The sequence below is a fragment of the Herbaspirillum sp. WKF16 genome (assembly GCF_028993615.1).
Taxonomy (GTDB): domain Bacteria; phylum Pseudomonadota; class Gammaproteobacteria; order Burkholderiales; family Burkholderiaceae_D; genus Herbaspirillum.
Genome location: NZ_CP118632.1, coordinates 4,369,988 through 4,393,468 on the forward strand (window position 1 = coordinate 4,369,988; position 23,481 = coordinate 4,393,468).

The 23,481-nt window shown below is 66.2% G+C and carries 19 protein-coding genes; 5 read left to right on the forward strand and 14 right to left on the reverse strand.

Going from position 1 to position 23,481, the window contains the following annotated elements; translation table 11 throughout:
• The first annotated feature begins 101 nt into the window (after positions 1-101).
• The 3 genes from Herbaro_RS19765 to Herbaro_RS19775 are packed head-to-tail and all read left to right on the forward strand — an operon-like array spanning position 102 to position 3,587.
• Positions 102-1,367 (forward strand): YeaH/YhbH family protein, encoded by a 1,266-nt coding sequence (locus Herbaro_RS19765; RefSeq protein ID WP_275011305.1) that lies wholly within the window; start codon positions 102-104, stop codon positions 1,365-1,367.
• On the forward strand, positions 1,364-2,893 hold the full coding sequence (locus Herbaro_RS19770; RefSeq protein WP_275011306.1) for a SpoVR family protein: 1,530 nt from the start codon (positions 1,364-1,366) through the stop codon (positions 2,891-2,893). Before Herbaro_RS19765 ends, Herbaro_RS19770 begins: the two co-directional genes overlap by 4 nt.
• Before the next feature lie 40 nt (positions 2,894-2,933).
• Positions 2,934-3,587 carry an LON peptidase substrate-binding domain-containing protein gene (locus Herbaro_RS19775; protein ID WP_275011307.1) on the forward strand — a complete coding sequence of 218 codons (654 nt, stop codon included), beginning with the start codon at positions 2,934-2,936 and terminating at the stop codon, positions 3,585-3,587.
• 22 nt (positions 3,588-3,609) lie between these two features.
• Here the strand turns inward: Herbaro_RS19775 and Herbaro_RS19780 are convergent, their stop codons facing one another.
• The 4 genes from Herbaro_RS19780 to metH all read right to left on the reverse strand — a co-directional run bounded on the left by Herbaro_RS19780 (position 3,610) and on the right by metH (position 9,979).
• A complete protein-coding gene (locus Herbaro_RS19780; protein WP_275011308.1) occupies positions 3,610-4,299 on the reverse strand; it encodes a MarC family protein in 690 nt (229 codons plus the stop codon).
• A gap of 95 nt (positions 4,300-4,394) precedes the next feature.
• Positions 4,395-5,576: an MFS transporter gene (locus Herbaro_RS19785; RefSeq protein WP_275014063.1), complete on the reverse strand. Its 1,182-nt coding sequence runs from the start codon at positions 5,574-5,576 to the stop codon at positions 4,395-4,397.
• A gap of 283 nt (positions 5,577-5,859) precedes the next feature.
• The gene (locus Herbaro_RS19790; protein WP_275011309.1) at positions 5,860-6,156 is read right to left on the reverse strand and encodes a hypothetical protein; all 297 of its coding nucleotides are present in this window, start codon (positions 6,154-6,156) and stop codon (positions 5,860-5,862) included.
• A gap of 79 nt (positions 6,157-6,235) precedes the next feature.
• Positions 6,236-9,979 carry a methionine synthase gene (gene metH / locus Herbaro_RS19795; protein ID WP_275011310.1) on the reverse strand — a complete coding sequence of 1,248 codons (3,744 nt, stop codon included), beginning with the start codon at positions 9,977-9,979 and terminating at the stop codon, positions 6,236-6,238.
• A gap of 187 nt (positions 9,980-10,166) precedes the next feature.
• Between metH and Herbaro_RS19800 the strand changes: the two genes are divergently transcribed.
• On the forward strand, positions 10,167-10,742 hold the full coding sequence (locus Herbaro_RS19800; RefSeq protein ID WP_275011311.1) for a phosphorylase family protein: 576 nt from the start codon (positions 10,167-10,169) through the stop codon (positions 10,740-10,742).
• A gap of 43 nt (positions 10,743-10,785) precedes the next feature.
• Here Herbaro_RS19800 and Herbaro_RS19805 read toward each other — a convergent pair whose 3' ends face one another.
• Both Herbaro_RS19805 and rocD read right to left on the reverse strand, forming a co-directional pair.
• On the reverse strand, positions 10,786-11,670 hold the full coding sequence (locus Herbaro_RS19805) for a dimethylarginine dimethylaminohydrolase family protein (protein WP_275011312.1): 885 nt from the start codon (positions 11,668-11,670) through the stop codon (positions 10,786-10,788).
• A 24-nt stretch (positions 11,671-11,694) separates the two neighbouring features.
• Positions 11,695-12,930 carry an ornithine--oxo-acid transaminase gene (rocD, locus tag Herbaro_RS19810; protein ID WP_275011313.1) on the reverse strand — a complete coding sequence of 412 codons (1,236 nt, stop codon included), beginning with the start codon at positions 12,928-12,930 and terminating at the stop codon, positions 11,695-11,697.
• 165 nt (positions 12,931-13,095) lie between these two features.
• Here rocD and Herbaro_RS19815 point away from each other — a divergent pair, with 165 nt between their 5' ends.
• Positions 13,096-13,563 (forward strand): Lrp/AsnC family transcriptional regulator, encoded by a 468-nt coding sequence (locus Herbaro_RS19815; protein WP_275011314.1) that lies wholly within the window; start codon positions 13,096-13,098, stop codon positions 13,561-13,563.
• Here the strand turns inward: Herbaro_RS19815 and fmt are convergent.
• From fmt to hemE, 8 genes are all read right to left on the reverse strand, one after another.
• A complete protein-coding gene (gene fmt, locus Herbaro_RS19820; protein ID WP_275011315.1) occupies positions 13,560-14,513 on the reverse strand; it encodes a methionyl-tRNA formyltransferase in 954 nt (317 codons plus the stop codon). The genes Herbaro_RS19815 and fmt overlap by 4 nt on opposite strands.
• A gap of 51 nt (positions 14,514-14,564) precedes the next feature.
• Positions 14,565-15,380: an SDR family oxidoreductase gene (locus tag Herbaro_RS19825; protein ID WP_275011316.1), complete on the reverse strand. Its 816-nt coding sequence runs from the start codon at positions 15,378-15,380 to the stop codon at positions 14,565-14,567.
• Between the two features lie 88 nt (positions 15,381-15,468).
• Positions 15,469-16,167, reverse strand: a complete 699-nt coding sequence (locus tag Herbaro_RS19830) for a thiol:disulfide interchange protein DsbA/DsbL (protein ID WP_275011317.1) — start codon at positions 16,165-16,167, stop codon at positions 15,469-15,471.
• A 118-nt stretch (positions 16,168-16,285) separates the two neighbouring features.
• Complete coding sequence (locus Herbaro_RS19835) at positions 16,286-16,933, reverse strand: SPOR domain-containing protein (RefSeq protein ID WP_275011318.1); 648 nt, start codon at positions 16,931-16,933, stop codon at positions 16,286-16,288.
• Between the two features lie 31 nt (positions 16,934-16,964).
• Entirely contained in the window at positions 16,965-18,698 is a 1,734-nt protein-coding gene (gene argS, locus Herbaro_RS19840; RefSeq protein ID WP_275011319.1) for an arginine--tRNA ligase, read from the reverse strand.
• A 152-nt stretch (positions 18,699-18,850) separates the two neighbouring features.
• The gene (locus Herbaro_RS19845; protein WP_275011320.1) at positions 18,851-19,378 is read right to left on the reverse strand and encodes a DUF6622 family protein; all 528 of its coding nucleotides are present in this window, start codon (positions 19,376-19,378) and stop codon (positions 18,851-18,853) included.
• 153 nt (positions 19,379-19,531) lie between these two features.
• Positions 19,532-21,640, reverse strand: coding sequence for a primosomal protein N' (locus Herbaro_RS19850; protein ID WP_275011321.1), 2,109 nt, complete (start codon positions 21,638-21,640; stop codon positions 19,532-19,534).
• A gap of 711 nt (positions 21,641-22,351) precedes the next feature.
• A complete protein-coding gene (hemE, locus tag Herbaro_RS19855) occupies positions 22,352-23,431 on the reverse strand; it encodes a uroporphyrinogen decarboxylase (RefSeq protein ID WP_275011322.1) in 1,080 nt (359 codons plus the stop codon).
• Positions 23,432-23,481: the final 50 nt, after the last annotated feature.

Below are 23,481 nucleotides of genomic sequence, written 5' to 3' on the forward strand. Positions count from 1 at the left end.
CGCGCGCGTGCCGGCCGCCGTGCCGGCGCGCGCCGCGGCGATCCTTCGGCGCGCCCTCGCCCACGATGCGACAGGCCGCCGACCACTAGCAGGAGAACCGAGTGCTGCATCAGATCATCGACCGCAGGCTGGCCGGCAAGAACAAGAGCATTGCCAATCGCGAGCGCTTCCTGCGGCGCTTCAAGGGGCATATCCAACGTTCGGTGGCGGACGCGGTGCGCGACCGCAGCATCACCGATCTCGACAAATCCAAGAGCATCAGCATCCCGCGCAAGGACGTCACCGAGCCGTTCTTCCATCACGGCAAGGGCGGCCGCCGCGAAGCGGTGCATCCCGGCAACCAGGATTACCTGCAGGGCGACCGCATCCCGCGCCAGGGCGGCGGCGGGGGCGAAGGCGGCAGCAGCGCCAGCAACGAGGGCGAAGGCCAGGACGATTTCACCTTCGAGCTCACCCGCGAAGAATTCATGAATTATTTCTTCGAAGACCTGGAGCTGCCGCGGCTGGTGGAAACCAACCTGATGACGGTGCCCAACTGGAAGAACATGCGCGCCGGCTATTCGGTGGACGGTTCTCCCACCAACATCGACATCGTGCGCTCGCTGCGCAGCTCGCTGGGCCGCCGCATCGCCCTGGGCGCTCCGCTGAACCGCCAGCTGGAAGCGGCCGAGGAAGAACTGCTTGAACTCAAGCGCAAGCCGGAGGAACACCGCGCCAGCATCAAGCTGCTGGAAGAGGAGATCCGCCAGCTCAAGGCGCGCATCCTGCGCATCCCCTTCATCGACCCGTTCGACCTGCGCTACGTCAACCGCGTGCGCCAGCCCCAGCCCTCCAGCCGCGCCGTGATGTTCTGCGTGATGGACGTATCGGGCTCGATGGACGAGCAGCGCAAGGATCTTTCCAAGCGCTTCTTCATCCTGCTTTACCTGTTCCTGACGCGCAACTACGAACACATCGAGGTGGTGTTCATCCGCCACCACACCCGCGCCGACGAGGTCGACGAGAACACCTTCTTCCATTCGCAGGAAAGCGGCGGCACCGTGGTGTCCAGCGCGCTGGAACTGATGCACGAGATCATCACCAAGCGCTACTCGCCCAGCGAGTGGAACATCTACGGCGCCCAGGCTTCCGACGGCGACAACTGGAACGACGATTCGCCCAAGTGCCGCGAGATCCTGGAAAGCGCGATCCTGCCGTTGACGCGCTACTTCGCCTACATCCAGGTGGCCGAGCCGGAGCAGAACCTGTGGACCGAGTACATGCAACTGATCGACTCGCACCCGCACTTCGCGATGAAGAAGGTGCAGTCGGCCGCCGAGATCTATCCGGTGTTCCGCGAACTCTTTGAAAAGCAGGTGCACGCATGAATACCCGCTTCAAGTACGATCCGCTGCCCTGCCCGTCGGACTGGAGCTTCGATCTGATCGAGCGCTACAACGACGAGATCGCGCGCGTGGCCAAGGGTTATCAGCTGGACATCTATCCGATCCAGCTGGAGATCATCTCGGCCGAGCAGATGATGGACGCCTATGCTTCGCACGGCATGCCGGTGAACTATCGCCACTGGTCCTACGGCAAGCACTTCATGCTGACCGAGCGCGACTACAAGCGCGGCCAGATGGGCCTGGCCTATGAGATCGTGATCAACTCCGATCCCTGCATCGCCTACCTGATGGAAGAGAACACCATGACCATGCAGGCGCTGGTCATCGCGCACGCGGGCTACGGCCACAACTCCTTCTTCAAGGGCAACTACCTGTTCCAGCTGTGGACCGACGCCAGCGCCATCATCGATTACCTGGTGTACGCGCGCAATTACATCTCCGAGTGCGAGGAGCGCCACGGCTTCGAGCGCGTCGAGGAGTTGCTGGACTCCTGCCACGCGCTGATGAACTACGGCGTGGACCGCTACAAGCGGCCGCAGCGCCTGTCGCTGTCGCAGGAACGGGCGCGCCAGCGCGAGCGCGAGGCTTATCTGCAGTCGCAGGTCAACGAACTGTGGCGCACGCTGCCGGCGAAGAAGGAAGCCACCGCCGCGCAGGCCGAGGAACGCTATCCGGTCGAGCCGCAGGAGAACCTGCTGTACTTCGCCGAGAAGAACGCGCCGCTGCTGGAGCCGTGGGAGCGCGAAGTGGTGCGCATCGTGCGCAAGGTCGGCCAGTACTTCTACCCGCAGCGCCAGACCCAGGTGATGAACGAGGGCTGGGCCACCTTCTGGCACTACACGCTGTTGAATACCCTGTACGACCAGGGCCGCCTGACCGACGGCTTCATGATGGAGTTCCTGCATTCGCACAGCAACGTGGTGTTCCAGCCGCCCATCACCAAGCCCTACTACAACGGCATCAATCCGTATGCCCTGGGCTTCTCGATGATGAGCGACATCCGCCGCATCTGCGAGCATCCCACCGGCGAGGACCGCGAGTGGTTCCCCGAGATTGCCGGCAAGGATTGGCTGGAAACGCTGCACCACGTGATGCGCAACTTCAAGGATGAGAGCTTCATCGCGCAATACCTTTCGCCCAAGCTGATGCGCGACATGCGCATGTTCGCGGTGCTGGACGACGACGCGCGCAGCGAGATGGAGGTCTCGGCGATCCACAATGAGCGCGGTTTCCAGTATGTGCGCCAGGCGCTCTCGCGGCAGTACGACATCAACCATCGCGAGCCCAACATCCAGGTGTGGTCGGTCAACACGCGCGGCAACCGCAGCCTGACCCTGCGGCATTTCCGCAGCGACGGCCGCTCGCTGGGCGAGAGCACCAACGAGGTGCTGCGCCACATGGCCCGCCTGTGGCAGTTCGACGTCTACCTGGAAAGCGTGGACGACAACGGCTACATCGTGCAGCGCTACGAGTGCGTCGCCGAGAACCGGTATATGCTGCGGCCATGAACCCTCCGACCCTGCCCGCGGCCGGACGGCGGAGCTGACCATGCCCGCCGCCCCCGCCACTCCCCGCCCGCCGATCTCGGCGCAGACCATCCCGCTGTTCCCGCTGGCCAGCACGCTGTTCCCTGAGGGACGGCTGCCGCTGCAGATCTTCGAGGTGCGTTATCTCGACATGGTCGGCAAATGCATCGCCGACGGCAGCGCCTTCGGCGTGGTGGCGCTGACCGAGGGCGCCGAGGTGCGACGGCCGGGGCAGCTGGAGCGCTTCGTCGGCGTGGGCACGCTGGCCAGGATCCAGGAATGGTCAACGCCTTCGGTGGGCCTGATGCGCATCGCCTGCACTGGCGCCGAGCGTTTCCGCATCCTGCAGGCGGAACAGCAGAAGCACGGCCTGTGGACCGCCGAGGTAGAGATCATGGAGGCCGACCGCGCCGTGGCGATTCCGGACGAATTGAAGAACACCGCACAGGCGCTGGAGCACCTGCTGCAATCGGTGATGCGCCAGGGCCTGCCCGAGAGCGAGGTGCCCATCGCCCAGCCCTTCAGGCTGCACGACTGCGGCTGGGTCGCCAACCGCTGGGCCGAGATGATGCCGGTGCCGGTGGAAGTGAAGCAGAGCCTGCTGGCGCTGGACAATCCGCTGCTGCGGCTGGAGCTGGTGCAGGACGCGCTGGATGAACTGGGCTGGCTGAAGTAGCCGTCGTCAGCCGCTCACGGCTTCACGGCGCCACGCCGCTGATGCCGGCTTCGGCCAGCAAGGCGGACAAACCCGACCAGAAGATCTGGATGCCGATGCACAGCAGGATGAAGGCTGACAGTCGCAACACCACCATCGTCCCCAATCGCCCCATCAGCTTGACCAGCTTGTGCGCGTAGTTGTAGCACAGGAAGATCGCCACCGACGTCAGCGCCGCCCCCAGCGCCGCGCTGCCCACCGAAATCACCCAATCCAGCAGCCGCGTGGGCGTGTTGGCACCCAGCGTGATCGAGGCCGCGATGGTGCCCGGCCCCACCGTCAGCGGGAAACTCATCGGAAAGAAGCTGCGCGCCTTGATCTCCTCATCGGGCAGGTCTTCGTCGTAGGTCTTGGCGACCTGGGTGGGAATCGAACTGTCCTGGTTGTTGTCGTTGAGCAGTTTCCAGCCCGACACCGCCACCAGCAAGCCGCCGCCCACGCGCACGATGGGCAGCGAGATGCCGAAGAAAGTCAGCACGTGCGAACCGATGAAGATCGCCGCCACCAGCATGAACCAGCAATTGATCGCGACCTGGCGCGCGATGCGCTTTTCCGTGCTGCGGCTGACGTTGCCCAGCAGGTTGGCGAACACCGGCGCGATGCCCAGCGGGTTGAGGATGGGCAGCAGCGTGATCGGGATCAGGACGACGGCTTTGAGGAAGAGGATCAGCATGGCTGTGGTGGCAATTCGTTGTTCGAGTTATCTGCGCACAGCGTAGCGGAAAGCCGCCCGGCTGCCAACCGCAGCCGGACGGCCAGGCGCCGGTTTCAGGCCGCCTTCAGCCGCGCGCCGCGCACCCTGGTCAACAACAGGAAGGCGATCGCGAGATTGAGCAGGTTCCAGCCGACGCCGTTGGCGAAGGCCGCGTGATAGGAGCCGGCCAGGTCGAAGATCTTGCCCGACATCCAGCCGCCGATGGCCATGCCGAACATGGTGGTCATGATCACCGCGCCGACCCGCTGGCCGGCCTCGGCCGCCGGGAAGTATTCGCGCACGATGATGGCGTAGGAGGGCACGATGCCGCCCTGGAACAGGCCGAACAGCGCCGAGATCACATACAGCGAGGCCAGGCTATCGAAGGGCAGGAACAGCAGCAGCGAGACGCCCTGCAGGAAGGAGCCGAGCAGCAGCGTGCGCAGGCCGCCGATGCGGTCGCAGATGGCGCCCGACACCAGCCGGCTGACCACGCCGCAGGCCAGCATCAGCGAGAGCATTTGCGCGCCGCGCGCCGGGCCGTAGCCGAGATCGCCGCAGTAGGCCACGATGTGCACCTGGGGCATGGCCATGGCCACGCAGCAGGCGATGCCGGCCAGGCACAGCAGCAATTGGGCCGCGCGCGGCGACAAGCCGAACGGACGGTTGCCGGCGCCATTGCCGGCCGCGCCCGCGCCGGCGGCCTGCACCGGCGGGCGCGCCCGCATCAGCCAGGCCAGCGTGCACATCACGGCGGCGCATACGATCCCCATCCCGATGTAGGTCTGGCGCCAGCCGACCGCGTCGACGAAATGCTGGATGATGGGCGGCCACAGCGCGCCGCCCAGGTAGTTGCCGCTGGCGCACACCGCCACCGCGATGCCGCGCCGCTTGCGAAACCACAGCGAGGTGTCGGCCACCAGCGGCGAGAACGTCGAGGCCGTGCCCAGGAGGCCGATCAGGATACAGTGCGCCGCCATGAAGGCCCAGATGTTGGGCGCCAGCGCCGCCGCGATGAAGCCGCCGCCCAGGCAGGCGCCGCCCAGCAGCAGCGGTTTCATGATGCCGACCTTGTCGGCCATGCGCCCCATCAGCATGCCGCCGGCGCCCACCCCCAGCATGGTCAGCGTATACGGCAGCGAGGCCAGCCCGCGGTCGACGCCGAAATCGGCCTGCACGGCGGGCAGCACCACCGCCATCACGTACATGCCGCTGGCGCCGACGATCATCAGGATCAGCGTGATGAAAAGCCGCATGACGGCATAGGACGAGTCGACCTGATGCAGGCCCGCGGCCTGGCTGGATGGGCTGGAATCCACTGTTTGTCTCCGTGTTCTTATTGGGTGAGGTGGCGCGCGCAGGTTATTGTTATCGCTTCGACATCACGACGAAGCGCGGCGGCGCGAGCTGCACAGACTAACACGAGGGGAATCGGGGTGCAGGCGCCCTGCGCGCGCAGGCCGGAAGCGGCGCTCACCGCCGGCGTGGCGAAAAAAAAGCCGCCCGGCGGCGGCTTACGGCGATGCAGGCGACCTGGCCTTACAGCCAATGCGAACGCACATGGTAAGGATGCACCTGGTTGTAGCCGCTGCGCTCCTTCTTCTGCGCGATCTTCTGCAGCATCAGCAGGCCGGCCTCATGGCCGTCCACCACCATGCGCTTGCCGCCGCCGCGCTGCATCTGGCTGCCGCCCCAGGTCTGGGTCAGGATCCAGTCGCCCAGCAGGTCTTGCCCGAGGTCGACGGTGAACGTGCTGCGCGCGCTGTCGGAAAAATGCAGGCGCGTGGCCACCGTGACGGGCAGCGAATGGGTGGCGTTGTCGGCGGAATCGATCATGGCGCAGGATGATAGCAGGACGGCGGGCGATTTCAAGAGCGCGCCGGCGGGAGAAGGCCCGCCGGCGCGGCTCGGGTCGTTACAGGTTCGGCGCCAGCCAGCGCTCGATGTCTTCCTTGGGCACGCCGCGGCGCTCGGCCATGTCCTGCACCTGGTCTTCGCCGATCTTGCCGACCACGAAGTACTTGGATTGCGGATGCGCGAAGTAGAAGCCCGACACCGCCGCGCCCGGGAACATGGCGTAGGACTCGGTCAACTGCATGCCGATGTCCTCGCACTGCATGACGCGGAAGGCCTCGGCCTTGACGGTATGCTCGGGGCAGGCCGGATAGCCCGGCGCGGGGCGGATACCCAGGTACTTTTCCTTGATCAGCTCGGTATTGGACAGGGCCTCGTCGGGCACGTAGCCCCACAAGTCCTTGCGCACCCGCTCGTGCAGGTATTCGGCGAAGGCTTCGGCCAGGCGGTCGGCCAGGGCCTTGAGCATGATCGAGGAGTAATCGTCATGCGCATCCTCGAAGCGCTTCTCGTACTTCTCGATGCCCAGGCCCGAGGTCACTGCGAACAGGCCGATGTAATCCTGGATGCCGGACGCCTTGGGCGCGATGAAATCCGACAGGCACTGGTTGGGACGCGCCACGCCGTCCACCACCGGCTTCTCGGTCTGCTGGCGCGCGCCGTAATAGGTAAAGGCGACCTGGCTGCGGGTATCGTCGGTGTAGATCTCGATATCGTCGTCGTTGACGCTGTTGGCCGGCAGCAGCGAGACCACGCCGTTGGCGGTCAGCCAGCGGCCGTCGACGATCTTCTTGAGCAGCACCTGCGCTTCGGCGAACACCTTGCTGGCGGCCTCGCCCACTACCTCGTCGGTGAGGATGGCGGGGTAAGGGCCGGCCAGGTCCCAGGTCTGGAAGAACGGGCCCCAGTCGATGTAGTTGGCCAGGAGGCCCAGGTCGACGTTCTTGAACACGCGGCGGCCGATGAACTTGGGCTTGACCGGCGCATACTCGAGCCGGGTCTTGTTGGCGCGCGCGGCGGCCAGCGTCAGCATCGGCACCGCCTTCTTGTTGGCGTGCTGCTCGCGGATGCGCTCGTAGTCGGCGTTGAGCTCGGCCACGTACTGCCCCTTCTGCTCGTCGGTGAGCAGCGACTGCGCCACCGACACCGCGCGCGAGGCGTCCGGCACGTAGACCACCGGTCCTTCGTAGTTGGGCGCGATCTTCACGGCCGTGTGCGCGCGCGAAGTGGTGGCGCCGCCGATCAGCAGCGGCATCCTGAGGCCGGCGAAATAGGGGTCGCGCTGCATTTCCTTGGCGACGTAGGCCATCTCTTCCAGCGAGGGCGTGATCAGGCCGGACAGGCCGATGATGTCCGCGTTCTCTTCCTTGGCACGGGCCAGGATCTGCGCGCACGGCACCATCACGCCCATGTTCACCACCTCGAAATTGTTGCACTGGAGGACCACGGTGACGATGTTCTTGCCGATGTCGTGCACGTCGCCCTTGACGGTGGCGATCACGATCTTGCCCTTGGGCTTGGCCACCACGCCGGTCTCGATCTCCAGCTGGCGCTTTTCCTCTTCGATGAAGGGAATCAGGTGGGCCACCGCCTGCTTCATCACGCGCGCCGACTTCACCACCTGCGGCAGGAACATCTTGCCCTGGCCGAACAGGTCGCCGACCACGTTCATGCCGTCCATCAGCGGGCCTTCGATCACGTGGATGGGACGGCCGCCGCGGGCGGCGATCTGCGCCCGCGCTTCTTCGGTGTCTTCCACGATCCATTGCGTGATGCCGTGCACCAGCGCGTGCGACAAGCGCTTCTCGACCGGATCGTTGCGCCACTCCAGCGTGGCTTCTTCCTTCTTGTCGCCGGCCTTCAGCGTGGCGGCGTATTCGATCATGCGCTCGGTGGCGTCTTCGCGGCGATTCAGCACCACGTCCTCGACGCGCTCGCGCAGCTCGGCCGGCAGGTCGTCGTAGACGCCGATCATGCCGGCGTTGACGATGCCCATGGTCATGCCGGCCTTGATGGCGTGGTACAGGAACACGGTGTGGATCGCCTCGCGCGCCGGGTCGTTGCCGCGGAAGCTGAAGGACACGTTGGAGACGCCGCCGCTGATCTTGGCATAGGGCAGGTTCTCGTGGATCCAGCGGGTGGCCTCGATGAAGTCAACCGCGTAGTTGTTGTGCTCCTCGATGCCGGTGGCGACGGCGAAGATGTTGGGATCGAAGATGATGTCCTCCGGCGGGAAGCCGAGCCGGTCCACCAGCAGGCGATAGGCGCGTTCGCAGATCTCGATCTTGCGCGCGAAGGTGTCGGCCTGGCCCGTTTCGTCGAAGGCCATCACGATCACGGCGGCGCCGTAGCGGCGGCACAGCTTGGCCTCGCGCAGGAATTTCTCCTCGCCTTCCTTCATCGAGATGGAGTTGACGATGGACTTGCCCTGCACGCACTTCAGGCCGGCCTCGATGACTTCCCACTTGGAGGAGTCGATCATGATGGGCACGCGCGCAATGTCGGGCTCGGAGGCGATCAGGTTGAGGAAGCGCGTCATGGCGGCGAGCGAATCGAGCATCGCCTCGTCCATGTTGATGTCGATGATCTGCGCGCCGTTCTCGACCTGCTGGCGCGCCACGGCCAGCGCCTCGTCGTACTGCTCGTTGAGGATCAGGCGGGCGAAGGCCTTGGAGCCGGTGACGTTGGTGCGCTCGCCGACGTTCACATAAAGCGACTGGTCATTGATGGTGAACGGCTCCAGGCCGGACAGGCGCATCTCATGCGTGGGCTCGGGCAGCTTGCGCGGGGCGATGGCGGCGACGGTCTCGGCGATCGCCTTGATGTGCGGCGGCGTGGTGCCGCAGCAGCCGCCGGCGACGTTGACGAAACCGCTCTCGGCGAACTCCTTCAACAGCGCCGAGGTCACGTCGGGCGTCTCGTCGAAGCCGGTGTCGCTCATCGGGTTGGGCAGGCCGGCATTGGGATAGATGCAGACGTAGGTGTCGGCGATGCGCGACAGCTCTTCCGCGTAGGGACGCATCAGCGCCGCGCCCAGCGCGCAGTTCAGGCCCACCGTCAGCGGCCGCGCGTGGCGGATCGAGTTCCAGAACGCGGTCACGGTCTGGCCCGACAGGATGCGGCCGGAGGCGTCGGTCACGGTGCCGGAAATCATGATCGGCAGGCGCTTGCCCGACTCTTCGAAGAAGGTGTCGATAGCGAACAGGGCGGCCTTGCAATTGAGGGTGTCGAAGATGGTCTCGACCAGCAGCACGTCGGATCCGCCCTCCACCAGCGCGCGGGTCTGCTCCAGGTAGGCCGCAACCAGCTGGTCGAAGGTGACGTTGCGCGCGGCCGGGTCGTTGACGTCCGGAGAGATCGAGGCGGTCTTGGGCGTGGGACCCAAGGCGCCGGCCACGAAGCGCGGCTTGTCGGGCGTCGAATACTTGTCGCAGGCCGCGCGCGCCAGGCGCGCCGATTCCACGTTCATCTCGTAGACGAGATGGGCCATGTGGTAGTCGTCCTGCGCCACGCTGGTGGCGCCGAAGGTATTGGTCTCGATCAGGTCGGCGCCGGCGGCCAGGTATTGCTCGTGGATTTCCTGGATGATGTGCGGCTGGGTCAGGGAAAGCAGCTCGTTGTTGCCCTTGACGAACATGTCTTTGCCGGGCACGCTGAAGTCGGCGAAGCGCTTGCCGCGGTAGTCTTCCTCGGTCAGCTTGTATTGCTGGATCATGGTGCCCATGGCGCCATCAAGGATCAGGATGCGCTTGGACATCAGGTCGCGCAGCAGCAATTCGGTTTGGCAGAGTTCGTTCGGCTTCATCTGGCGTTGTTCTCTTGTTTCGGCAAAAATGCGCGCTGCGTCGTCCGGTCGGCCGGACAAGAAAACCGGCCGTCGGAAGACCGGTTTTGTGAGCGAAAATAGACCCCGGATTATACGGCAAACCCGCCCCGAGCCCCGATTCCGGGCATGGCTGCCAGGCCCCAAAAACATTTCAAAACGACAACTCATGACCGATCGCCGCGTCCTTATCCTGACCGCCTTGCCCCACGAACTCAACGCCGCCGACGCCCCGCCCGGAACAGAGGTCGTCTATTGCGGCGTGGGCAAGGTCAACGCCGCGCTGCATGCCGCCCAGGCCATCCTGGAGCGGCGTCCAGGGCTGATGATCAATTTCGGCACGGCCGGCAAGATCGATCCTCTGCACGATGGCTTGCTGGAGGTGGCCGCCGTGGTCCAGCGCGACATGATGGCCATGCCGCTGGCGCCGCGCGGCGTCACCCCGCTGATGCCGCAGGACCGGGAACCGCCGCGCCTGGAGTCCGGGTATCCCGGCGTGGTTTGCGGCACCGGCGACAGCTTCGTCACCGCCAGCGACGCCTGGCTGCTGGAGCAGCAGGTCGACCTGGTGGACATGGAGCTGTTCGCCATCGCCCGCGTGTGCCGCCATTTCGGCGTGCCGTGGCGCGCGTTCAAGTTCATCACCGATGGCGCCGACGATGACGCGGCCATGGACTGGGAGGCCAAGGTGCACCTGGGCGCGGAACTGTTCTGGCGTCACTTGCCGCATGTGATCAAGCAATGAAAAAGGCCCGCGGATGCGGGCCTTTTTGCAGATGGCGCAAGCCTCACGCGCTGCGCCGGTCGTCGCCGCGCGTGGGGGCGTTGGCCGCCCCGTCCGCATGCCGGCGCGGCTCATCGAGCTTCAACGTCAGGCACTTGGCGGCGCCGCCGGCTTTCATGAACTCCGACAGCGGCGTCTCATGCACCTCGAAACCCTTTTCCTCCAGCTGCCCGCGCAAGGCTGGCGACGCCCGGTTGAGAAACACGTGGCGGCCGGCGTTGACGGCATTGCAGGCGAAGCGCAGCGCGTCCTCCTCGCCCACCGCGATCAGGCGCTGCGGCGGCACGCGGGCGGCGATGGCCTTGCGCGAGGCGGCATCGAAGGCCGGCAGGTAGGCCATCAGGTAGCCGCCCTGCAGCGGACAGAAGCAGGTATCGAGGTGGTAGAAGCGCGGGTCGACCAGCTGCAGCGACTGCACCTCGATCTTCAGCCAGCCGGCCACCAGCGGCGCGGCGCGCACGTCGGTGCGGTGGCCGTAGCCCATCCACAGCAGATCGGCCTGGCGATCCAGCAAGGCGTCGCCGGCGCCCTCGAAGGGCACGTGCTCCGGCATCGCCAGCACGCGCAAGCCCTGCGATTCGAACCAGGCCCTGAAGTGCGGCTCCTCGGCTTGCCGCTCGGCGTGACGGAAATGCGAGAGCACTACCTGGTCCTCCAGCACCAGGCCGGCGTTGGCGGTAAACACCATGTCCGGCACGCCGGCGGCGGCCGGCATCTCGCGCACCTGCGCCACGCCGGCCAGGCCATCGCGCAGCGCCTGCCACTGGCGCTCGGCCAGGCTAAGGTCGGCATGGGCGACATTGCCCTCCATCCAGGGATTGATCACATAGGACACGCCGAAGTGCTGCGGCGGGCACATCAGGAATGCATCGTGGCGTTGCTGTTTCATGAAGATTCTCCTTGGTTGGCTGGCTTATGAATCGGAGACGCGATGCGCGGGAATGCTCTGGAACACATCGCGCACGGCCTGCAGGGCAAGGTCCACCTCCTCGCTTGCAATGACCAGCGGCGGCGCCAGGCGCACCACGGTGTCGTGCGTTTCCTTGGTCAGCACGCCGCAGGCCATGAGGCGCTCGCAAAAGCCGCGCGCCTTGATGAAGCGCGGATCCAGGTCGATGCCCAGCATCAGCCCGCGTCCGCGCACTTCGCGCAGGGCCGGGTGAGCGATGCGGCGCAGGCCGTCCGCCAGGCGACGGCCCTGCTCGCGCGCGTTGGCGATCAGCTCGCCGTCCTGCAGCAGCGCCAGGGCCTCGGCGCCCACCGCCGCCGACAAGGCGTTGCCGCCGAAGGTGCTGCCGTGGTCGCCGGGAGTGAACACATCCATCACTTCGTCGCCGGCGAGGAATGCCGATACCGGCAGCAAGCCGCCGCCCAGCGCCTTGCCCAGGATCAGGCAGTCCGGGCGCACGTCTTCATGATCGCAGGCCAGCAGGCGGCCGGTGCGGCCCAGCCCGGTCTGCACCTCGTCGCACATCATCAGCACGCCGCGGCGCGCGCAGATCTCGCGGCAGCGCCGCAGGTAGCCGTCCGGCGGCATCACGATGCCGCCCTCGCCCTGGATGGGCTCGACCAGGAAGGCCACGGTCTCTGGCGTGATGGCGGCATCGAGCGCGGCGGCGTCGCCGAAGGGCACGAGATCGAAACCGCCATCGAAGGGGCCGAAGCCGTCGCGGTACTGCGCCTCCGACGAGAAACCGACGATGGTGGTGGTGCGTCCGGCGAAATTGCCGCGGCACGCGATGATGCGCGCCCGGCCATCTGCAATGCCGCGATGGCGATAGCCCCATTTGCGGGCCGCCTTGATGGCGGTCTCCACCGCCTCCGCGCCGCTGTTCATGGGCAAGGCGCGCGGCATGCCCGTCATCTCGCACAAGCGCTGCAGGAAGAGTCCGAGGCGATCGCTGTAGAAGGCGCGCGAGGTCACTGCCAGCCGGCGCGCCTGCCCGGCCAGGGCAGCTACCAGGCGCGGATGGGCATGGCCGAAGCTGACAGCCGAATAGGCCGACATCATGTCCAGGTAGCGGTGGCCGTGGTCGTCCCACAACCAGACGCCCTCGCCGCGGCAGAGCACCACCGGCAGCGGCGCGTAGTTATGCGCGCAGTAGCGCTCTTCCAGTGCGATATGGGGATTGCCGATCCGTGCATTCATGACGCCCTCCCTGTCTGCCGGCCCGCTCCGGTACCCGGTAGAACATCGCGCCGGCCGGTGGTTCACTGCATGCGTACATGTTAGTTGCAGAAGGGGGAAATTACTTTGCGTTTCAATTCCTCATTTCGAACTATCATGAACGATCCTTTCATGGAATAGCTGAAAATGGAAAAATTCGATCGTTATGACCGCATCATCCTGGAAACGCTGCAGGCGGACGGCCGCGCCAGCAATGTCGAGCTGTCAGATCGCGTGAGCCTGTCGCCGCCGCAGTGCTATCGCCGCGTGCAGCGGCTGGAACAGGAGGGAGTGATTCGCGGCTACACGGCGCAGGTGGAGGCGGCCGCGCTGGGATTGGGCGTGACGGCCTTCGTCAGCCTGTCGCTGGCGCGCGAGCAGTTCAAGCAGGTGCGCAGCGTGGAGAAGGCGATCCGGCAATTCCCCGAGATCCTGGAGTGCTACACCATCTCGGGCGACTTCGACTACCTGCTCAAGGTGGTGGCGACCGACCTCAAGAGCCTGTCGGCCTTCCTCACCGACCGCCTGATGCAGGTGCCGGGCGTGGCCGGCGTGCGCTCCATGGTGTGCATGGAAGAGATCAAACCCGCCAGCCCGCTGCCGATACCGGATTAGGCGAAGCGTGCATCTTCCAGCGCGAAGCCCTTGAGGAACTCGGACGCCGGCAGCCGCTTGCCGCCCGGCTTTTGCAGTTCGGTCAGCAGCAGCGCGCCTTCGCCGCAGGCCACCACGATGCCGCCCTGGGCGTCCGCCGACAGCACCTGGCCCGGCGCGCCGCGCTGCGCCACCGTGACCGGGCGCGCCTGCCACAGCTTGATCACCGTCTCGCCCACGCGGCCGGTGGCGCCGGGGAAGGGATTGAAGGCGCGGATGCGGCGCGCCAGCTGCTGCGCGCTTTGCGAGAAGTCCAGCGCAGCCTCTTCCTTGGCAATCTTGGCGGCATAGTTGGCGCCCTCCTCCGGCTGCGGCGTGGCCGGCAATTCGCCGCGGCCCAGCTTGTCCAGCGCCTCCACGATCATCCTGCCGCCCAGCGCGGCCAGCTTGTCGTGCAGGCTGCCGGTGGTGTCGTCTTCCAGGATGGACAGGCTCTCGATGAGCATCATCGGCCCGGTGTCCAGGCCCTCTTCCATCTGCATGATGGTGATGCCGGTCTCGGCGTCGCCGGCCTCGATGGCGCGATGGATGGGCGCGGCGCCGCGCCAGCGCGGCAGCAGCGAACCGTGGATGTTGATGCAGCCCAGGCGCGGGATGTCCAGTACGCTGCGCGGCAGGATCAGGCCGTAGGCGGCCACCACCATCACATCATGCGGCGTGGCCTGCAGCAGCGCGTGGGCCTCCTGCGCCACCTCGGGATACTTGCCGTTCAGGCGCAGCGAGACCGGCTGCGCTACCGTGGTTCCGTGTTTCTGCGCGCATTGCTTGACGGGCGAAGCCTGCAGCTGCATGCCGCGCCCGGCGGGGCGGTCGGGCTGGGTCAGCACCAGCGTGATCTCGTGGCCGGCGGCGTACAGCGCTTCCAGCGCCACGGCGGCGAATTCCGGCGTGCCGGCGAAAATGATCTTCATGTGGACTCCAGGTGCGCACGGCGAAGCCGATGAGGGCATCCGCCGCGCGGATTACAGGTTGCGTTTCTTGTGCGGGGCGCGCGCGAACGCCATATCGTACAGCCAGTTCGGCGCCAGCCTGAGCAGCTTGGCGACCACGCCCATCTGCCAGGGGATGACGCGATAGCTGTCGCCCTCGGCAATGGCGCGCAGCGCGCGCCCGGCGAAGACGTCGACCGGCATCAGGAAGGGCATCCGGTAGTGGTTGACCCGGGTCATGGGCGTGTCGATGTAGCCCGGCGCCACCGTGACCACCTTGATGCCGCTGGCGCGCAACTCCACCCGCAGCGATTCGCAGTAGCTGATCACGGCGGCCTTGGAGGCGCTGTAGGCCTCGGCGCCGGGCAGGCCGCGGATGCCGGCCACGCTGCCGATGCCGACCAACCGGCAGCGGCGACGCTCATGCTCGGGCAGCGCCTTCATGCGCGCCACGAAGGGCGTGAAGGTGGCGAAGGCGGCAGTGACGTTGACGGCCATGATGCGCTCGAATGCGGCCAGGTCTTCCTGGTATTCGGTGAGCGTGCCCTGCGAGATGCCGGCGTTGGCGATCACCACATCGGCGCCGCCGAACTCCGCCATGAAAGCGTGGGCGGCGTCCTGCAATGTGGCATGATCGGTTACATCCAGCGCGTACACGCGATGCGCGGCGGCGTCGGGCAGGCTTGCGCGCAAGGCCTCCAGCTCGGCGGCGCGGCGCGCCACCAGGCCCAGCACCGCGCCCTGCGCGGCATAGGCGCGCGCCAGCGCCATGCCGATGCCGCTGGAGGCGCCGGTCAGGAATACGCGCTGGCGCGACTGCGCGCCCCGGGTTTCTGTCGCTTCTGCCACGTCCGCTCCTCTTCTGTTGAATTGCACGGCTGGAAATGAAAACGGCCCGCGGCCTTGCGGGCGCGGACCGTTCGATGCGCGCTGGCGCTTATTTCTTCTTGCCGCCGGCAGCCTTTTCGGCCGCCGCCTTGGCCACCAGGTGATCCATCACCTGCAGGGCCGCGGCCTGCTGCATGGATTCCGGCTGGTTGGCCAGCGCCACGCCGACCACCGAGGGTGAGGTCACGTAACGGCCGTCGATGGCGATCATCGGCACGCCGTCGACCTTGTAGGCCTCCTGCAGCTGGGCTGCGCGACGCGCCTTGGTCTGCACGCCGAAGGAGTTGTACAGGTCCTGGAACTTTTGCTTGTCGATGCCCAGCTTCTCGATATAAGCCAGGATGGTCTTGTCGGTGTTGACGCGCTGGCCTTCGACGTGAATCGCGTGGAAGATCTTCGGGCTCAGTTCTTCAGCCTTGCCCATCGCTTCCAGCGTGTAGTACAGCTTCTGCTGCGGCACGAAGCTGTCGCGGAAGGCCACCGGCACCTTCTTGAAGTTGATCTTGTCGCCTTGCTTCTTGACCCATGCGGTCAGCGAGGGATCCCAGGCGGCGCAGTGCGGGCAATCGAACCAGAAGAACTCGGTGACCTCGACCTTGTTGCCCGAGTCGGTAGGCTGGGCCTGCTCCAGCACGCGGTAGTCGGTGCCGACCTGCGGATTGGCCGGCGAAGCCGACGCATTCAGGCCGGCCGACAGGGCCAGCACGCCAAAGCTGACGGCAGCCAGCAGCTTTTGATGGAAACGCATGAAATTACCCTTCTCTGATGGATATTCGACGAGGGCCGCCCAGCCCGCCGCGGCCCCGGAACCGTCCGGCGCGGCCATCCCCTGATGCCGCGCCCGCGTGTTCCTGATGTTGTACGGATTACTTGGGAATGCGCACGATTGCCGCATCGACCCCGTTATCGGACAGCTTGCTGCGCGTACGGTTCATTACTTCCGCATGGTCGAAGGGGCCGATGCGCACGCGGTACAGCACGCCGCTGTCGGCCGTGCGTTCGGTGACCTTGGCTTCGAAGCCGAGCAGGGCCAGCTTGGCGCGCGCGCTTTCGGCATCGTTCTGGTCGCGGAAGGCGCCGGTCTGCAGGAAATAGGTCCACTTGTCGTCGGCGTCGTTCTTGGCCGGCGCCGCCGGGGACGGCTTGGCGTCGGCCGCCTTGGTCTCAGGCTGCTTGCTCGGGGCCGGGGCGGGCGCCGGGGCAGGCGTCACGGGAGCGGCCGGCTGGGCGGCGGCGGTATTGGGCGGCACCGGGGTCTGCGACTGCTGCTGTTCGCGCGCAGCCTCGCGCGCGATGTCGCGGTTGCCGTACAGCGGACGATTCGGGTCGGCCGCCTGCGCCGGCGTCGGGTCGGCGCGCTCGGGACGCACTACCTTGTTGACGAAGGGGATGGGCGACTTGGTAATCATCAGGGCGACGCCGACGGCGATGCCCAGACCGACGATCAAACCCAGGATCAGGCCCAGCAGCGTGCCGCCGGCCTGCTTGTGATGTTTCGCGTTCAACTGTTTCACGTTTCTCTTTTGGCAGCTTTGACTTGCGTTTTTACATTCTGGCCGGCGCCGATACGCCCAACAGCGCCAGGCCGTTGCGCAGCACCTGGCGGGTCGCGGCCAGCAGGGCCAGGCGCGCGGACCTGGTTGGGACATCGTCGACCAGCACGCGTTCCGCATTGTAGTAGCTATGCAGCTCGCCTGCCAGATCGCGCAGGTAGAAGGCGACCTGGTGCGGCCCCAGCTCGGCCAGCGCGTGCGCCAGCATCTCCGGATACTCGGCCAGCTTGGCCAGCAGCGCGGCCTCGCGCGGCGCCGTCAGCGGCGACAGGTCGGCCACGGTCTTGAGCTCTTCCTCGTCGCCGCCCCACTTGCCCAGCACGGTGCTGATGCGCGCATGGGCGTACTGCACGTAGTAGACCGGATTCTCGTCGGATTGCGCCAGCGCCAGGTCGACGTCGAACACGAACTCGGTGTCGGCCTTGCGCGAGATCAGGAAGAAGCGCACCGCGTCGCGGCCGCGGGTCAGGTCGCGCGGCTGGCCTTCGACGGCTTCGCCGGCCGACCATTCGATCAGGTCGCGCAGCGTGACATAGGAGCCGGCGCGCTTGGAGATCTTCACCTCTTCGCCGTTGCGCATCACGGTGACCATCTTGTGCAGCACGTAGTCGGGATAACCTTGCGGAATGCCCACGCCGGCCGCCTGCAACCCGGCGCGCACGCGCGCGATGGTGCCGTGATGGTCGCTGCCCTGGATGTTGATGACCTTGCCGTAACCGCGCTGCCATTTGTTGATGTGATAGGCGACGTCGGGCACGAAATAGGTGTAGGTGCCGTCGGTCTTCTTCATGACGCGATCCTTGTCGTCGCCATAGTCGGTGGTGCGCAGCCACAGCGCGCCTTCCTGCTCGTAGGTCTTGCCGGCCTTGACCAGCGCCTCGACCGCGGCGGCCACCTTGCCGTCGGCGTAGAGCGACGACTCAAGGTAGTAGTTGTCGAACTTGACGCCGAAGGCCTGCAAATCGAGATCCTGCTCGTGGCGCAGGTAGGCCACGGCGAAGCGGCGGATCGAGTCGATGTCGTTGGCGTCGCCGCTGGCGGTGGCCGGCTCGCCGTCGCTGGCGGAGACGGTTTTCTTGTCCAGGAAATCCTGCGCGATGTCGCCGATGTAGTCGCCGTTGTAGGCCGACGCCGGCCACTCGGCATCGCCCGGCTTGAAGCCGCGCGCGCGCGCCTGAACCGAGGTCGCCAGCGTGGCGATCTGCACGCCGGCGTCGTTGTAGTAGAACTCGCGCAGCACGTCGTAGCCTTGCGCGTCCAACAGCGACGACAGCGCGTCGCCCAGCGCGCCCTGGCGGCCGTGGCCGACGTGCAGCGGACCGGTGGGGTTGGCCGAGACGAACTCGACCAGCACCTTCTTGCCCTCGCCGGCGCGGCTGCGGCCGTAGTCGGCGCCTTGCTCGTGGATGACCTTCACCACCGCCTGCTTGGCGGCGGCCGCCACGCGCAGGTTGATGAAACCGGGGCCGGCGATCTCCGCCGACTCGACCAGGCCTTCGCGTGCGGGGTCGGCCATCACTGCAGCCACGATGGCTTGCGCCAGTTCGCGCGGATTCTTCTTCAGCGGCTTGGCCAGCTGCATCGCGATGTTGCAGGCGATGTCGCCGTGCGATGCGTCGCGCGGGCGCTCCAGCGTGATGGTCGGCTGCAGGTCGGTGCCTGCCAGGATGGGCGCCAGGGCGGACGAGAACAGGTCGGAGATGCTTTGTTTCTGTTGTGCGAGCATGGGAATGGCTTAAGGCGGAAGCGGCTGCGGGCGGTGACACACGCCGCGCGGAGATGGAACGCCGATTTAATTGAGCAGCCGAGATTATACCGGCTTGCCGATCCGCTTTGCGCCCCAAGGCAGCCCTGCAGGCTGCCTTTTTGCCATCCCGCTCAACCCGCGGCCGCCGGCGCCTCGCGCTGGGCGGACAGCGCGCGACGGTAAAGATGCAGGATTCGCAACAAACGGCCGGCGAACACGCCCGAGAACGCGCCGTAGAGCATGGCCTGCGGCAGGGCGAACCAGGCTTGGGAGGCCAGTTGCGGCTGCAGGGCCAGCGTCGCTGCGGCGGCGTACTTGACGGCGAAGATGCCCATCGTCAGCAGCAGCGGCTGCCAGCTGCCGCGCTGGACGATACGGTGACCGGCGGCGTCGACCCGGATGGCGCGGGCGGTGCGGCTGCGAAAACTCAGCAGCGCCGACAGCAGCAAGGCGCCGGCGCCCAGCGCCGCATTGAGCGGATGCGCATGGAAGGCTGCCAGCAGGCCGGAGAGCGACAGCCAGAGCATCACCACCGGCAGCGCCAGGGCCTTGAGGATGGGGGTCTCGCGGTCGCGGCGGGCCTGCCAGCCGCGATAGAGCAGGAAGGCCAGCAGCGGCCACACCCACAAAGGCGTGTGCGAAATGATGGCGACGATCATGGAATGCTCCTTTGCAATGGATCGGTGTGCAAGAAAGGGAGCAAGTGTAGGAGGCCCCGGCGCGCGGCCCCAGCGGTTTGCGACGAAACGCCGCAATCGCGGCGGCACACGCGCGACGGCGGCGCGAAGCGCGCCCGGGCCGCAGCGGCTCAGTCAGATATCGACCGGGTCGACTTCCAGCGACCAGCGCGCGCGCGTCTTCAGCTGGCGCAGCAGGGCCAGCCATTCCTTCAGGAAAGCCTGCAGCGCCGGGCGCGAGGCGCATTCGACCAGCAGTTGCGCGCGCTCGGTATTGGCCACCCGCATCATGGTCATGGGGATCGGCTCGTTGATGGTGATGGCGGGCGCGTCCAGGATGGCGGCCGCCTCCTTCAGGAAAGCCATGGCCTGTTCCAGCTCGCGCGCCTCGGCGCGCAGCAGCGCCTGGTACATGAAGGGCGGGAAGTAGGCTTGGCGCCGCTCGTCCAGCAGCGCGCCGGCGAAGCCGTCGTAGTCGTGGCGCATCACCGCCTGGTACAGCGGGTGATGCGGATAGCGCGTCTGGATCAGCACTTCGCCGGAACTGCCGTCGGCCGACAGCCCGGCCCGCCCGGCGCGCCCGGCCACCTGCATCAGCTGCGCGAACAGGCGTTCGCTGGCGCGGTAGTCGTGCGAGAACAAGGCGGTGTCCGGATTCATCACGCCCACCAGCGTCAGCTTTTTGAAGTCGTGGCCCTTGGCCACCATCTGGGTGCCGATCAGGATGTCCACCTCGCCGCGATGCACGCTGTCGAAGGCGCTCTGTGCCGAGCCCTTCAGTCGCGTCGAGTCGGCGTCGATGCGCAGCACCCGCGCCTCGGGAAAGATCGCGTGCAAGCCCTCCTCTACGCGCTGGGTGCCGCGGCCCAGCGGCTGCAGGTCGATATTGCCGCAGGTCGGGCAGGACTTGGGAATGTGCAGCTCCAGGCTGCAATGGTGGCAGCGCAGCCGGCGCTCCGGCCGGTGCACCACCATGAAGGCGTCGCAGCGCATGCAATTGCTGATCCAGCCGCAGGCGTCGCAGGCCAGCACCGGCGCATAGCCGCGCCGGTTGAGGAACAGCAGCGACTGTTCGCCGTGTTCCAGCCGCTTGCGCACGGCGGCGATCAGGGTCGAGGTCAGGCCGTCGGTGGGCTTGTCGCGCTCCAGGTCGACCACCTTGACCTTGGGCAGCACCGCCTGCTGCGCCGCCCGCTGGCGCAGTTCCAGGCGGCGATAGCGGCCGGCCTGGGCGTGCTGCCAGGTTTCCAGCGAGGGCGTGGCCGACCCCAGCACCACCGGGATGCCGAGCTGATGCGCGCGCCATACCGCGAGGTCACGCGCCGAGTAGCGCAGCCCTTCCTGCTGCTTGTAGGAGGGGTCGTGCTCCTCGTCGATGACGATCAGCTTCAAGGCCGGCAGCGAAGCCAGGATCGCCAGGCGCGTGCCCAGCACGATATGCGCCTGCCCCAGGTGGGCCGCCACCCAGTTGCGGGTGCGCTCGCCCTCGGCCAGGCCGCTGTGCAGCGCGACCACGTTGAGGTGCGGGAAGCGCGCGCGGATGTTGCCTTCCAGCTGGGGGGTAAGATTGATTTCCGGCACCAGCACCAGGATCTGGGCGCCGGCCGCCGCGGCCTCGCGCCGCAGGATGCCGGCCGCCGCCTGCAGGTAGACCTCGGTCTTGCCGCTGCCGGTGACGCCGTACAGCAGCAGCGGCGTGAAACCTTCAGCCTGGGAAATCGCGTCGACGGCTTCCTGCTGGGCGGCGTTCAAGGGGGGCGCCGGGCCGAACTGCATGGGATCGGGCAGCGCCTCGGCCGGCTCCGCCTCGGCCGGGGCAGCTTCGGGGGCCTTTGCTTTGGCCTTGCGTTTCTTCGGCGCCGGCGTCTTGTCCAGCGACTTGAGCGCCTTATCCAGGGCGACGGTGGTCAGCGCGCGCAGGTTCTTGGGCAGGCCGGGCAGCATCACCTCGCCCAGCGGCCGCTGGTAGTAGTCGGCCGCGAAGCCGGCCAGCGCCAGCCAGTGCGGGGACAGCGGCGCCAGCTGGCGCCGCACGGCGATCACGTTCTTGATCTTGTCGGCGCCCAGCTCGCTGGCGTCGGCATGGCCGACCACCACGCCGACCGCCTCGCGGCGGCCGAACGGCACCACTACCAAGTGGCCGATGGCGGGAATCTCCTCGCCCGGCTCCTGGGGCCGCCAACAATAATCGAAGACGGTGTGCAAGGGGGTGTCGAGGGCGACCTGGAGGATGCGTTGTTCCACGAACTTAATGTGATTCCTGAAAAACCGAGCTAACTATTGGTTTCATTGGTATTTTTTGAGCTATCCACAAATGCTGTGGATAACTTTGGGGACAAGTCGCTATTGACAGCCCTTACCCCAGGCTGGGAGCGGCTTTCAATAAATTGCCCAAATCAAAAGCAAAAAAATTATTCAATAAAATCAAATACTTATATTTTCAGCCTGCGCGCGAAAAATATTCTATACAAAAATTTCCGGAACGGCTGCGGGGCTCCTGCAATGTGCATAAGTCCCGCCGGCGACGATGCGGCCCGCACTTTTGTCAAGCATTCTCCGACAGCCTTGCGCCGGAAATTTCCGGCATGCACATTCGGAGGTCGTCCTACATAGTTAAAGTAAAACTTCAAAAAAACCCGTAAGCGGCGGTTTCATAACCGCTTTTTGGCTTATTCACAATTCCTGTGGATAACTTTGTTGACAAGTGCCTCTTGACAGCCCGGAGGCCCGCCAAGGGAGCGCCTTTCAATAGATTGCCCAAAAGCGCGTCAAAAAATAACACCAATAAAATCAATGACTTGCAAATCCGGGCGTGACAAAGAAATCCGCATGTCGATATGAGTGATTCTCAATATGGTGCGAGCCAGGAATGTGCATAAGTGATGCGGCGCTTGCCAAACCGACCACTTCCGGCGCCATGCCCGACCTTGCGGCCGATGGCGCACGGAAAATGCGTCAGGCGCGCATCGAACGGCTGATTTCGTGCACGGCCTGGGCCAGCACGCTGACCGCCTCGGGCGGGGTGTGCTGGGAAATGCCGTGGCCCAGGTTGAAGACATGGCCGCTGCCGGCGCCCGGCGCGCCGAAGGATTCCAGCAGCTTGCGCACTTCCGCGCGGATGGCCTCGTCGCCGGCGAACAGCACGTTGGGATCGAGGTTGCCTTGCAGCGCGACCTTGTCGCCCACGCGGCGGCGCGCCTCGCCCAGGTTGACGGTCCAGTCCAGGCCCACGGCGTCGGCGCCGATGGCGGCGATCTGCTCCAGCCACAGGCCGCCGCCCTTGGTGAAGACGATGGCGGGAATGCGCACGCCATCCTTCTCCAGCTTCAGTTGCCTGACGACGTCGGCCATGTAGGCCAGCGAGAACTGCTGGTAGATGCCATCGGCCAGGGCGCCGCCCCAGGTGTCGAAGATCATCACGGCCTGGGCGCCGGCGTCGATCTGCGCGTTCAGGTAGGCGGCCACGGCCTGGGCATTGGTCTTGAGGATGTGGTGCATCAGGTCGGGGCGGCCGTAGAGCATGCTCTTGACCAGGCGGAAATCGTCCGAGCCGCCGCCTTCGACCATGTAGCAGGCCAGCGTCCACGGGCTGCCGGAGAAGCCGATCAGCGGCACGCGACCGTCCAGCTCGCGACGGATCTGGGTGACGGCCTCGAACACATAGTTCAGCCGCGACAGGTCGGGCGCCTGCAACGCCTTGACCGCCGCCTCGTCGCGCAAGGGGCGCTCGAACTTGGGACCCTCGCCGTCGGCGAAATACAGGCCCAGGCCCATGGCGTCGGGCACGGTGAGGATATCGGAGAACAGGATCGCGGCATCCAGCGGAAAGCGTTCCAGCGGCTGCAGCGTGACCTCGGTGGCGTAGTCGGGATTGGTGGCCAGGCCCATGAAGGAACCGGCGCGTGCGCGCGTGGCGCGGTATTCGGGCAGGTAGCGGCCGGCCTGGCGCATCAGCCACAAGGGCGTGTAGTCGGTAGGCTGGCGCAGCAAAGCGCGCAGGAAAGTATCGTTTTTCAGCGGGGCGAATTGGGACATGGGAGGCGGCCTGATGGCTATCGTGCGTCAATCCGCCATTATCTCATTGC